At 64.8% G+C, this 13135-nt stretch carries 8 protein-coding genes; 2 read left to right on the top strand and 6 right to left on the bottom strand.

Going from position 1 to position 13135, the window contains the following annotated elements:
* Position 1: 1 nt before the first annotated feature.
* Together MesoLj_RS36080 and MesoLj_RS36075 are read right to left on the bottom strand one after the other, a co-directional pair.
* Positions 2–736, bottom strand: a complete 735-nt coding sequence (locus MesoLj_RS36080) for a 4Fe-4S dicluster domain-containing protein (RefSeq protein WP_202324654.1) — start codon at positions 734–736, stop codon at positions 2–4.
* Positions 733–3663 carry a molybdopterin oxidoreductase family protein gene (locus MesoLj_RS36075; RefSeq protein ID WP_202324653.1) on the bottom strand — a complete coding sequence of 977 codons (2931 nt, stop codon included), beginning with the start codon at positions 3661–3663 and terminating at the stop codon, positions 733–735. The genes MesoLj_RS36080 and MesoLj_RS36075 overlap by 4 nt, the downstream gene beginning before the upstream one ends.
* A 269-nt stretch (positions 3664–3932) precedes the next feature.
* Between MesoLj_RS36075 and MesoLj_RS36070 the strand changes: the two genes are divergently transcribed.
* Positions 3933–4835 (top strand): LysR family transcriptional regulator, encoded by a 903-nt coding sequence (locus MesoLj_RS36070; protein ID WP_140775457.1) that lies wholly within the window; start codon positions 3933–3935, stop codon positions 4833–4835.
* Here MesoLj_RS36070 and MesoLj_RS36065 read toward each other — a convergent pair whose 3' ends face one another.
* The 4 genes from MesoLj_RS36065 to MesoLj_RS36050 form a co-directional block, all read right to left on the bottom strand.
* Positions 4836–6092: an Hsp70 family protein gene (locus MesoLj_RS36065; RefSeq protein ID WP_202324652.1), complete on the bottom strand. Its 1257-nt coding sequence runs from the start codon at positions 6090–6092 to the stop codon at positions 4836–4838. It lies immediately after the preceding gene.
* A gap of 174 nt (positions 6093–6266) precedes the next feature.
* Positions 6267–7058, bottom strand: coding sequence for a TIGR02186 family protein (locus MesoLj_RS36060; RefSeq protein WP_202324651.1), 792 nt, complete (start codon positions 7056–7058; stop codon positions 6267–6269).
* The gene (locus MesoLj_RS36055; protein ID WP_140775455.1) at positions 7058–7981 is read right to left on the bottom strand and encodes a sulfite exporter TauE/SafE family protein; all 924 of its coding nucleotides are present in this window, start codon (positions 7979–7981) and stop codon (positions 7058–7060) included. The genes MesoLj_RS36060 and MesoLj_RS36055 overlap by 1 nt, the downstream gene beginning before the upstream one ends.
* A gap of 192 nt (positions 7982–8173) precedes the next feature.
* Positions 8174–12211, bottom strand: coding sequence for a peptidoglycan-binding protein (locus tag MesoLj_RS36050; protein WP_202324650.1), 4038 nt, complete (start codon positions 12209–12211; stop codon positions 8174–8176).
* A gap of 458 nt (positions 12212–12669) precedes the next feature.
* Between MesoLj_RS36050 and MesoLj_RS36045 the strand changes: the two genes are divergently transcribed.
* Positions 12670–13131, top strand: coding sequence for a MerR family transcriptional regulator (locus tag MesoLj_RS36045; RefSeq protein WP_202327613.1), 462 nt, complete (start codon positions 12670–12672; stop codon positions 13129–13131).
* Positions 13132–13135: the final 4 nt, after the last annotated feature.

The raw sequence follows: 13135 nt of genomic DNA, 5'->3' as shown, positions 1-13135 counted from the left end.
GTCAGTTCGAAAGCATGCGGTCGACCCAGCCGAGGAAACCGCCTTCGGCCCGCACCGGCTCCAGCGCGGGAGCGGTGACCGATGCGGCGCGCTGCGTATGCGCGCGCGGGGGCAGGTACTTGTTGGTCGGGTGGTACCCCAACTCAGGCATCAGGTCGACCCCGCCGCGCTCCGCCACCAGCTGCGAGACGGCTGACTGGGGATCGCCGAGATCGCCGAAGTGCCGCGCGCTTGTCGGGCAGGCGGCGACGCAGGCCGGCACGCGGTCTTCCTCAGCCAGATTGTCGTTGTAGATGCGGTCGACGCAGAGCGTGCATTTCTTCATGACGCCGACATCGGTGTCGAACTCGCGCGCGCCATAGGGGCAGGCCCAGCTGCACAATTTGCAGCCGATGCACTTGTCCTCGTCGATCAGCACGATGCCGTCCGACGCCCGCTTGTAGGAGGCGCCGGTCGGGCAGACGGTGACACAGGCCGGCGTCTCGCAATGCAGGCAGGAGCGCGGAAAATTCACCGTGCGACCGTCCATCTCGGTGGTGTGCTCGTAGCTGTGCACACGGTTGAACCATACCCCGTCGACATGGCCGCCATAGGGGTCGGTATCGGTCAGCGGCGCCATGTGGCCGCCGGTGTTCCATTCCTTGCAGGCGGTGACGCAGGCCTGGCAGCCGACACAGGTGTCGAGATCGATGACGAGGCCGAGCTTCTTGTCCGTATGAGAGGGAAGGCAGGTCATTCCGCGGCCTCTCTTGCCCGGCGAAATTCGGCGCCGAAAGTCAACTTGTCGGGCGAGGGCTCGAAATGCGGCGGCTGGTGGAATCGTTCGAATTGCGGCTCGGTGAAGCCGGCTTCCTCATCAGCGCATCTGGCGATGCGCACGCGCAGGTCGAACCACGCGGCCTGGCCGGTCACCGGATCGGAGTTGGAGTAGCGCTTGCCTTGCGCGTCGGCCGAGGTCTGGTCGCCGATGACATGATTGAGCAGGAAGCCGCGATTGCTCTCGGCCGCATCATCCCTGAGGCCCCAGCTGCCGCGCCGCTTGCCGATCGCGTTCCAGGTCCAGACCGTGCTTTCGTTCACCCCGTCGATCAGCTTGATCTGCCCCTTCACCCTGCCGTTGATGCTCTCGATCCAGACCCAGTCGTCATCGACGAGACCGAGGCCGGCGCCGGTCCGGTGATGCACGAACAGGCGGTTCTGGCTGGTGATCTGCCGCAGCCAGGCATTCTGCGAGCCCCAGGAATGATACATGTGCATCGGCCGCTGCGTCAGCGCATGCAGCGGATATTTCTCGAGGTCGACGGCCGCTTCCTCGAAGGGCATGTACCAGAAAGGTAGCGGGTCCATGTAGGTCTCGATGCGCTGACGCTCGCCCTCCGGCGGCTGGACACGGCCATGGCCACGCGCGGCGAGGCGGAAGCGTTGCAACGGCTCGGAATAGAGCTGGAAAACGATCGGCTCGGCCTTGGCGATAAAACCCATCTGCACCGCGAAATCGAGATAGGAGCGGTTGGCCATCTTGTAGTAGCGCTGGTCGTCGGCAAAGTCGTGATGCCAGAAGCCGCCATTGTCGATGTAGCGCTGCAACTGGTCCGGATTGGCCTCGCCCCTGCCGATTGACGTCCCGTCCTTGCCGCGCCAGCCGGCCAGCGGACCGATGCCGGGCGTGCGCTCGTGGTTGACGATGTAGTCGGCATAGTCGGCATATTTGGCCGCTCCGTCGTTATTGACGAAGCCGGGGAGTCCCAGCCGCGCACCCAACTCGATCAGCACCGACTGGAACGGCCTGACGTCGCGGTCCGGCTCGACGACGGGATGGCGGATGGCATCGCCCGGTCCGTCGGCATGGCTGATCGGCCGGTCGAGCAGGCTGATGCAGTCATGGCGTTCGAGATAGGTAGTGTCGGGCAGCACCAGATCCGCGAACGGCACGGTCTCGGAATAATAGGCGTCGGAATAGATGATGAAGGGGATCTTGTAGTTCCCGGCTCCGTCATGGTCGGTCAGCATGGCAATCGTCTCGACGGTGTTCATCGAGGAATTCCAGGCCATGTTCGACATGTACATCATCAGCGTGTCGATCGGATACGGGTCGCCGGTCCAGGCGTTGCGGATGACGGTGTGCATCAGTCCGTGTGCCGCCAACGGAGCGTCCCAGGAATAGGCCTTGTCGATGCGAAGCGGCGTGCCGGCCTCATCGACCAGCAGATCGTCCGGCCCACAGACAAAGCCGAGCGGCATGCCGTCGAGCGGGGTCATCGGCTTGACGGTCTTGCCGGCGGGTTTCGGGCCAGGCGGCGCCGATCTGGGGTAGGGCGGCTTGAAGCGGAAGCCGCCGGGAACGTCCACCGTGCCCAGCAGCACCTGCAGCAGGTGGATGGCGCGGCAGGTGTGAAAACCGTTCGAATGGGCTGATATACCGCGCATGGCATGCATCGAAACCGGCCGCCCCTTGATCGTTTCGTGCCGCCGCCCGGCCCAGTCGGTCCAGGCCACCGGTAGTTCGATCGTCTGTTCGAAGGCGACATGGGCGAGTTCGGCGGCGATCCGGCGGATCGTATCGGCGGCAATGCCGCAACGCTCGGCGACCGCATCGGGGGCATAGCTCTCGTCAAGATATCGGTCGGCGATCAGCTGGAACACCGGCGTGCAGCGGCGTCCATCGATTTCAAAACTGCCGGTCAGCGCCGGCTTCGCCTCCGGGTCGGTTGCCTTGACTGCGTTTTTCGCCACCCTGTCCCAGGCCAGCGGATTGCCGTCGGCATCCCTGACGAACAGCCCGTCGTCGGCGACGCCGGGCTCCTGCACGACGAGAATATGGGCGTTGGTGTAGCGCAGCAAATAATCGAGATCGACGCGGCCAGCCTTCAGCAGTTCGTGGATGAGCGCGAAGACGAACAGCCCGTCGGTGCCGGGCCGGATGCCGATCCAGTCGTCGGCGATCGCATTGTAGCCGGTCCGGCACGGATTGATCGAAACCACCTTGGCGCCGCGCGCCTTGAGTTTGCCGAGGCCGATCTTGATCGGGTTGGAATCATGATCCTCGGCGACGCCGAACAGCATGAAATATCGCGTGTTGTCCCAGTCGGGCTCGCCGAACTCCCAGAACGAGCCGCCGATCGAGTAAAGGCCGCCTGCCGCCATGTTGACCGAACAGAATCCACCATGGGCGGCGAAATTCGGCGTGCCGAACTGGCTCGCCCACCAACCGGTCAAGGATTGCGACTGGTCGCGGCCGGTGAAGAGGGCGAGTTTTTTCGGATCGGTCCGGCGGATGGCGGACAGCCGTTCGGTGGCGATCGCGAACGCCTCTTCCCACTCGATCTCGCGAAACTCGCCGGAGCCGCGCGGGCCAGTGCGCAGCAATGGCTTCTTCAGCCGGGCCGGGCTGTAGTGCTGCATGATGCCGGAACTGCCCTTGCCGCAGATCACGCCGCGATTGACCGGATGGTCCTTGTTGCCGTTGATGTAGCGGACCTTGCCGTCCTTGATGTGCACGTCGATGCCGCAGCGGCAGGCGCACATGTAGCAGGTGGTCTTGGCGATGCTGTCGGAAATGCCAGGCGATGTGTCGACACCGTCACCTTCATCAGGCGCGCGTGTGTCGGCAAGCGGGCGTTGCGATGGTGCCGAATTCGCGCCGCGCGGCGGTCGGTGGCTCATGATCCGGCGGCCCCCCCGGACTTGGCCCGCGTCTTCGGCCCGGGGCCGCGCATATAGTGTTCTTCCGGATGATAGCGATCGCCGGCCAGCCGCCGCCTTATGCCACGGGCCCAATGGGCAAGCAGGGATCTGAACCGCCCGATCATTTTATTCGTTGCGACCTGTAGGCCAATTTTTTCTAACTTCGCCCCAAAAAGTAGAATAAAGATATCGATCCGTCTAATAAGTTGTTCTTGTAAATTCGATCGATATTGGTTCTTAATGCGTCCATGACCCTGGATCAGTTGCGCATTTTCGTCGCCGTCGCCGAGCGCGGCCACATGACCAAGGCGGCGGAGCTTTTGGGCATTTCCCAGTCGGCGGCATCGGCCGCCATTCGCGCGCTTGAAGAGCAGCACGGCGTCCATCTGTTCAACCGCGTCGGCCGCAACATCGAGCTTGCCCAGACTGGTCACCGGTTCCTGCCGGAGGCCAAGGCCGTGCTGGAGCGAGCCGCCGCCGCGCGCAATGTGCTTGAGCATGTCTCGCAGACGGTCGCCGGCAGTCTCTCGATCGCCGCCAGCCTGACCATCGCCAGCTACTGGCTGCCGCGCCGGCTGGCGTCTTTCCACGAGGCCTATCCGGCGGTGCGGCTGAGTGTCAGCATCGGCAACACAAGGCAGGTCGAGGCCAGTGTGCTGGATGGAACCGCGGATCTCGGCCTGGTCGAGGGGCGTACCGAGTCCGACATATTGCGCCGCGCCAAGGTCGATACCGACCGGCTGATGCTGGTGGTTGCCGCCTCCCATCCCGAGATTACCGAAATCGCGCCGGGCCGGCCTGACATAAGGGGCCTCCGCTGGATCATTCGCGAGGGCGGTTCGGGCACGCGCGAGGTGTTGGAGGACCTGGCGCGGCGCGAGGGGATTTCGCTTGCCGATCTGCAGATATTCCTGGTGCTGCCCAGCAACGAAGCCGTCCGCCAGGCGGTGGAGGCGGGTGCCGGCGCCACCATCATTTCGGAACTCGTCGTCGGACGTGCCGTGGCTGAGGGCAGTCTGAGAGCCGTGCCGATTGAACTGCCCAAGCGCGACTTCGCCATGATCACGCACCGCGATCGGCAGGCAAGCCTGGCCCAGATGGCGCTGAAGGCGCATCTCGGCGCCGAACCTGCGGGAAGCAGTTCAGCCTGATCAGCCGAACTTGCGCTGGGCGTCCAGAGCCAGGCCAAGCCCGACCGAGCCGAACATGTCGCCGTCGATGACGGAAGCGTGCGGCACCAGCGACAGGATTTCCCGTCTTGCCAGCGGGATCGCGGTCGAGCCGCCGGTCAGGAACACCGCCGTGATGTCGGACGGCTTGACCTGCGCGTCGCGGATGGTCTCAGCCACCGTTGCGGTGACGCGCTCGATGTCCCTGGCGATCGTGACGTCCAGCCCGTCGCGCGTGATCTCGGCGGCGAACTTCACGTCGGATAGCCTCACCGCGACTTCCGCCGATGACTGGTCGGTCAGCTCGATCTTGGCCTTTTCGACCAATGCCGCCAGCGCGTGCCCGTAGCGGTGCTCGACGATATGGATGAAGCGGTCGACCAGATCGGCGCGCGCGGCCTCGTAGCGGATCTGGCGCAGATGCGTCATCGCCTTGGCGGTGTAGACCAGGTTGATGCGCTGCCATGTCGCGAGATCGATGAAATAGCTGGCCGGCAGATTGCGTTTGCCGTCCTTGGTCGGGGAGAGATAGCCGAGCTGCGGCATGACATGGGCGATGCTGAGCAGCCGGTCGAAATCCGTACCGCCAATATGGACACCCCGGCTGGCCAGGATGTCGTCCTTGCGGTCTGGCGATCGGGCGCGCTCAGGCGAGACGCGCACGACCGAAAAATCCGACGTGCCGCCGCCCATGTCGATGATCAGCGCCAGCTCCTCGCGCATCACCCTCTGCTCATAGTCGAGCGCCGCCGCGATCGGCTCGAACTGGAAGGCGATGTGCTTGAAGCCCTGCGCGCGCGCGGCCTTTTCCAGGTCGCTCTGGGCATTGGCGTCGGCTTGCGCGTCGTCGTCGACGAACTGCACCGGGCGGCCGAGCACCACGGTCTCCACCTGGTCGCCGCCATCCTCCTCCAGCCTTTTCCTGAGATGTCCGAGGAACAGGCCTATGATCTCCATGAAGCCGATCGAGCGCGCCTTGATGCGTGTCTTTTCATGCGCCAGCGAGCTGCCGAGCACACTCTTCAGCGAACGCATCAGCCGGCCTTCCACGCTGTCGGTGTAGTTGGCGATCGCCTGGCGGCCAAAGAAGATGCGGCCATCCTCGAAATTGAAGAACACGGCACTCGGCAGCGTGACCTGGCCGTCTTCAAGCGTGACGAGGCGAGGTTGCCCGTTGCGGACCACGCCGACAGTGGAGTTCGAAGTGCCGAAGTCGATACCGGCGAATGCTGGTCGCAAGGCGGCCTCCTGTCATTGGCGCCAGGCAGTGGATCGGCGCTCGCAGGAGAAGCGTGCGCTGCGGTTTCGGGCGACCGAACCACTTTGCCGAATTGAATTGTGCGTGCTTGCCCGGTGGGCGGGGAGGTGCGGTCTATAGCATGAGGCGGGAAAGGGAAACCCCCTTTGGGATGCTCAGTCCTTGCGGAACACCAGCCTGCCGAGCCAGCCCGTCAGCATGGCCAGCGATATGGCGAAGACGCCATAGAGGAAGGAGTAGTCGTGGGCGACCCGGAAGATCGACTGCTCGAAGCCGGATTTGCGGATTTCGAGCTGGGCCGAGCTCTCCTTGATGAACAGGCCGCTCCTGAACAGGAAGGCGCGCGCCTTGTGGGTGCCGACCGGCACATTCGGCGCCAGCCTGACGGTGGCGCGGAACAGGTTCTGCGACAGGAACTGCACGCCGCCGACATTTTCGCTGTAGAGGCCGGTCGCGGCCTTGCGTTCGCGCAATGCCGCGGTGAATTCCTGGATCGTCGCCGGACTGTCGCCGGCGTCGGCGGGCTGCATATAGAGGTTGGAGGCGCCGAGCGACAGCTGCTTGTAGCTGTTTGGTTCGGTGATGTCCTGCAGCGGCCGCGTCGTCGCCACCGAATAGGACATCGGCACGTTCTCGAAGGTTTCGGAATCAAGATTGACCCACACGCCAAGCACACGGTCCTTGCGTCGCACCACCACCGGTCGCGGCGGGCCTTCGAGCACGACGATGACATCGTAGCGGTTTTGACGGGCTATAAGCGGGTCGGGATTTTCAAGCGAGCCGAAGATGGTCAGGTCGGCGCCGGAAAAGCCGGCGGTGATCGAGACATTGTCGGTGGAGAGCCCGATCTGGATGCCTTCCGGCAGCGGCGACTGCGCCTTCGCCGATGTGGCGGCCGCAAGCAGTGACAGGAGGATGGCGGCTGCGAACGCTTTCGGGCCCGTCATCAGTTGAGGCCCACGCTGGACAGCGAATAGAGATTGGGCGGGGTGACGAAGAGATCGATGGCGAGCCTGATCGCCACGGCCAGCACCAGCAAGGCCAGCAACGCCCTGAGTTGCTCGCCGCGCAGCCTCTGGCCGGCCTTGGCGCCATATTGCGCGCCGGCCACGCCACCCGCCATCAACAGGAAGGCCAGCACGACATCGACCGTCTGGTTGGTGGTGGCATGGACCAGCGTTGTATAGGCGGAGGTGAAGATGATCTGGAACAGCGAGGTACCGATAACGACATTGGTCGGCACCTTGAGCAGATAGATCAGCGCCGGCACCATGATGAAGCCGCCGCCGACGCCCATGATCGACGACAGGAAGCCGATACCGGCGCCAAGGCCAAGCACTGGAATGACGCTGACGAACAGCTTCGACGCCCTGAAGCGCATCTTCAGCGGCAGCCGGTGGATCCAGTTGTGCTGGCCGGATTTCTTCAGCACCGGGGCGGCGCCGCTGCGTGTGGCACGCAGTGCATTGATGCTTTCGACCAGCATCAGTCCGCCGACCGTGCCGAGCAGCACGACATAAAGCAGCGAGATGAACAGGTCGAGCTGGCCAAGCCGGCGCAGGAAGGCGAAGACGTAGATGCCGGCGGTGGAGCCGACGATGCCGCCGGCCAGAAGCACGCCGCCGAGCTTGAAGTCGAGCGTGCCTCGCTTCATGTGAGAAAGGACGCCGGAGACGGAAGAGGCGATGACCTGGTTGGCGCCCGTGGCAACCGCGATCGCCGGGGGAATGTTGTAGAAAATCAGGAGTGGCGTGATGAGGAACCCGCCACCGACGCCGAACATGCCCGACAGGAAGCCCACCGCCGCGCCCATGGCCAGCAGCACGAAGACGTTGACGGAAATTTCCGCAATCGGGAGATAGATGCCCACCCGTCAGTCTCGATCAGTTTGCCTGTCGGCGAATACAGCCGTTGTGAGCAGTCTCGCACCGAAAAGCCAATTTTTCCTTGCGCCGACGTGGCGGCGGGGTCAAACCCCGTCGCCACGCCGAAACAAAAAATATCTCAAGCAGTTAACAGGCAAATGTATGGCAAGAGCGTCGTGGAAACGACGCTTGTTCTGTTATTTGCGCGCCAGCAGCGCGCGGACCAGTTTCTCGTCGACGGCGCCGGTCGCCGGCAGCTTGTTGTCGGTCTGGAAAGCGATGATCGCGTTCTTGGTCTTGTCGCCCATGACGCCGTCGGCGCCGCCGGCATCATAGCCGTTCTTGTTGAGGATGAGCTGGATGTTCTTGACCGCCTTCTTCATGTCGATGCCGGCGGTCGTCTGCGGCGTACCTTCCTGCCAGGACTCGGGAATGTCGGCCGAATTGGATGCCGCGTTGAGCGGCTTGGCCTTCCACAATTCGGTCGCGGCGCGCGCCCGCTCGAGCTGCTCAGGCCGCAGCGCGTTGGCAATCTCGTCGCGCTTGGCGGCCGCGTCCTTGTCGCCGGTCTTGGCGACGAGCGCGAACCATTTGTAGGATTCCTCGAGGTTCTGCTTCATGCCGACGCCCTTGGCGGCGAGGATGCCGAGATTGAACTGGCTGTCCTTGACGCCGAGGTCGGCTGCCTCCTGGAACCAGTGCGCGGCCGATTCATTGTCGGTCACGCCATCGGCGGCCATGGCGAACAGCACGGCCAGATTGTGCATGGCGCTGGCGTTGCCCTGTTCGGCGGCCAGTTGGTACCAGGTCTTCGACTTCTTGATGTCGCGCGCGACGCCGATGCCCTTCTCGTAGAAATTGCCGATGCGGTATTCGGCCGGCGCGAAGCCGAGTTCAGCCGACTTCTCGTACCACTTGGCCGCTGCCGCCATGTCTTCCTTGACGCCGCGCGACTCGGCGTAGCGCGAGCCGATCTCGAACAGCGCCTTGGCGTCGCCATTGGCGGCGGCATCGCGCAGTGCGACCGGGCCGGCATCGGCCGGAATGTCGAACTTGGTCGCGGCTGCCGGTGCATCCGTCGGCGCAACGGCACCGGTGGTGAGTTTGGACGTGGCCTCATTGGCAGCCGTCGGGGCAGCCGCGGCCGGTTGGGCATCGCTATCCGTCGCTTGCGCGCCGCCGGTGATGGCGGTCGGCACTGACGCCGTCGCATCCGGGGTCACGGCAACGGGCGCGGCTGGTGCCGGAGCCATCGCGTCGGAGGCGGCAGCGCCCGGGCCGGAAGAGGCGGCCGAAGTCGCGGGCGCCGCAACCGGCGCTGTATCCGCCATTGCATCCATGTCTGACGGCATCGCCAGGGCGGTCTGCGTCACCATGTCGTCCTTGGTCGCGGACGCGGATGGTTCGGCCTGCCTGACGGCGCGGGCCGGCGCGCTGTCCGTTGCGGTCGACTGGGCTTCCGCCTTCGGCTGGCTCGTCGTGTCGACGGACGCCGTTTGCACAGGCTTCGCGGCGACGATCGGTGCCGCGTCGTTGTTTGCCACCTGGGCAGGATCCGAGAAAAACGCCTTGCCGAGCTGCAGGCCGGCAAGCGCCAGCATGATCGCGGCCGCCGCCATCAGGATCGGCTTGCGCCGCGCCTTGAGCAGGTCGCCGATCCTGAGTGCCTTCACCGGTCCCTTCATCGTCGACTGGCGCTTCAAGGCGTCGGCCTCGGCCGCGGCGGCCTGGGCCGCGCGCCGTGCTGCGGCGATGAAGTCCGATTTCGCGGCGTCGCCTTCGCTGAGCTTGGCCGGCTGACCACGCTCGTCGCGCACCCGCTTCATGATGGCATTGAGGTCAGGCGCACCGGAACCCGGCTCCAGCGGGCGATTGGCCACTTTCGGGTCGAGGGGCTCGTCGAGATCGACACTCGGGATATCGCTGCTCGGCGCCGAGCCGGCCAGTGGCGGAATATCAGCCGCCTTCTTGCCCTTGAAGGCGCGTGCCAGCCCGCCGAACATCGATTTGCGGCCTGCCGGCTGGTCTTTCTCGGCGATGGTGTCGGACCCGAGGGCTGCGATGGCGGCAGCCGCGGCGGCCTCCGCCGGCGTGCGCGTACCCAGGTCGCCGCGCGCACCGTGCTCGTTGCGCAATATGGCGGCGGCGCGGCCGTCGAGATCGGCCATGTCGCCGGTCAGTGGCATCGGCTCGTCGATATCCAGGGACGGTGCCTCGACAGCCATCTTGGCGGTCCGCGTGCGGCGCTTGCCGACCGCTTCGTCCGATCGCGTGTCCAGAAGCTCGCTTACCGCCTCGGACGGTTCGCTGGTCTCCAGCGAACCAAGCCTGTCGACGATCTTGAGCAATGTGTCGTGGATGGCTTCAAACGTTCTCGAATTGCGCTCGTCGGAACGCCGCGTCAGTGTTTCCAGCGTCTTCAGGTCCTGGGCGAGGCCGGAAACGGCAGTCGTGTTGGCGCTCGACCCGGCCAGCGAACGCACCGCGTTCTCGGCCGCTTCGCGTGCCGCGCCGAGGATGGAATCACGGGTGCCGGCCAGCGCTTTCTCGATCTCATCGAGGCGCGGGCTGATGTCCTCGAATTCCGGTAGCGGGGTGCTTGGCCTGGAAAGATGGGCGGACAGGCCGGCCACCTGCGCTTCCAGGCTGCGGATCAGCGCCGGGTCGATGCCGGCCACCTGGGCCGCCGAAGCGTCGAGCCGGCTGGAGATGTCCTCGAGCCGGCTTTCCAGTCCACGGATCGCCGCTTCGCCGGCCGGATCGGGAGCGCGCGTCTCCATGCGCGTGGCGAGCGCGGTGAAGCGTGCGTCGATGGCTTCCATGATGCCGGCACTGTCGATTTGCGGCACGATGCGCTGGTCGAGCCGGTCGGCAACCTCGTCCAGGCGTCGCTCGAGATCGCGAAACAGCATGTTGCCCTGTTCGATGGCGTCGCCCTGCCGGCGTTCCATCATGCCGGATAGCACGTCGAAGCGCTGCTCGAGCCCCTGGAAGATGTAGTCGGCGTCGGGCATGGCCGGCGCCTGGTCGATCTTGTCGGCGATGAGCGTGATCTGCTTGGCCAGCCGTTCCATCGCGTGTTCGGGAAGGTTGGCGCGGCCGGCAAGTTCGTCGACCCGGCTCGATAGCGTGCCCAGCCGATCCATGACCGCGTCGCCTGGGCGATCCTGTGCCACTTCCTCGATCTGCCGGGCGAGCGAGTCGATGCGCTTCTCGATGCGGTCGAAGGCTTCGTGGTCGACCGAATTGGCCTGTGCCGCGACGGTCGAGGCAACGATGGCGCGGGAGATCTCGTCCAGCCGCTCGTCGATCATGGCAAGCGTGTCACCGCCGCGATCGTCCTGCTGCTGGCTGGCGAAGTGATCGACAGCGCCGGCCAGCGTACGGACCTTTTCCTCGAGCGAGCGCAACGACAGCGATTCCGGCAGGTTGTTGACGGCGTTGCTGATCTGCTCCAGCCGGTCGGTCAGCGCCGCAAGGGCGGGATCGTCGGAACGTTTGCGCTGGTCGGCGTCAACGCGGTCTTCGAAAGCCGTCCAACGGCGGTCGAACTCGTCCCAGCGGCGGTCGACCTTCTGCACGCTCTCTTCGCGCGCCAGCGTGTCGAGCGCTGCCTTGACCTGCTCGAGCTCCAGCCGCAGCAGATTGACGCTTCTGTCGTCGCTCTTCTCCGACAGCGACTTGATGGCGCCGGAAAGCCGTTCGAACTCGACGCCGAGTTCGGCGCTGCCCTTGCCTGCCGCGCCGGGCTTGGCGTTCGCCTGGAAGGCGCGGTCGATATCCTTGCGCAGTGCATCGAATTCGCGCTGCAGGCCTGCCGTCATCTGGTGGCGCAGTTCCTCGCGCATGCCGCGCAGTTCGCCGGCGATCTTGCCGACCATGGCGACACTGTCTTCCTGGCCGCGCACGCGGTCGATGTCGCGGGCGATGGCTTGGTAATTCTGGTCGAATGAAGGGGCTGGCGCCGGGCTCTGCGGGCGTGGTGCCGGTTGCGGATCCTCGTACCAGCGTTGCTGGCTGGTTGGCTGCGCGGCGGGGTAGCGCGGGTCCGTGGCGGGATAGCGCGGGTCGGCGCCGTATTGGCGCGGAGCCGGACGTGCCGTCACCTCCTCGCGGGTCTGCCCCAATCGCTGCTCCAGCGTCTCCAGCGAGCGGTTCAGCTGCTCGAGCGTGGTCTGCGGCCTGCGCTGCCTGCCGGCGTTGAGTGTATCGAGGTAGGACCGCTTGCTGTTCATCGGTGCGTCCGTCTTTCAGATTGGCCGGCTTGCGGCCAGCTCCCCAAGTCCCTGCCGGAACGAAGGCGACCGCGCTTCCATGCCACGGTGGAAGACAAGCTTCCCGGGGGTTCACCCGCGCTCCGAAAAACCGTGAAAAATTCGATACAGGATAAACACGGGTAGCCGACGCGCCCACATTTCCCTCAACGTGGTAAACAACGCGTTAACCAAGCTTAAGAAGTTGCAAGAAGTTGGCTGTCGCTGCCCGCGGTGCGGCAAAAAGCACCGTCATAGAACGCCCCTTGCGTCATGAGGCGGCTATCGGTATAGAATTGACGTAAACGTAAAAGGCGCATTTGAGTGTGCTGTTTGCGATTTTGTTTGTCGAAACCACGGCCGGAAGCACGCCCCCGCTTCCAGTCAGGCGACGCATGGTCCAGGACCGCGACGCCACCAGACGGGGAAAGCCAGTGACCATGAAGCTTATCTCGGCCGGCGAGACCGCCGCCAATACCAATAATATATCTGTCGAAGCCGGTGAGGATCTCGTCCGCATCGGCGAAATGGCCAAGAAATACGGCGTGACGCTGCGCACGCTGCGTTTCTACGAAGACAAGGGCCTGCTCAACCCGCAGCGCGACGGTTCGACCCGTCTCTACACACGCCGCGACAGGGCCCGGCTGAAGCTGATCCTGCTTGGCCGCAAGGTCGGGTTCTCGCTGCGCGACGTCAAGCAGATGATGGACCTCTATGATCCGACCGGTTCCAACACCAAGCAGCTGCGGCTGGCGCTGGACAAGTCGGAGAAGCAGCTTGCCCGCCTGCAGAAGCAGCGAGCGCTGATCGACGACGCCATCAACGAGCTCTCCGGCTCGATGTCGGCGGTACGCCAGATGTTGACCGAGCGCACGGCGCCGCAGGCGAGCGTCGCAAGCTAGACAA

This window comes from Mesorhizobium sp. 113-3-9 (assembly GCF_016756515.1).
Taxonomy (GTDB): Bacteria; Pseudomonadota; Alphaproteobacteria; order Rhizobiales; family Rhizobiaceae; genus Mesorhizobium.
The sequence above is the reverse complement of the archived record's forward strand: the minus strand, read 5'-3'. Positions and strand labels throughout refer to the sequence as shown.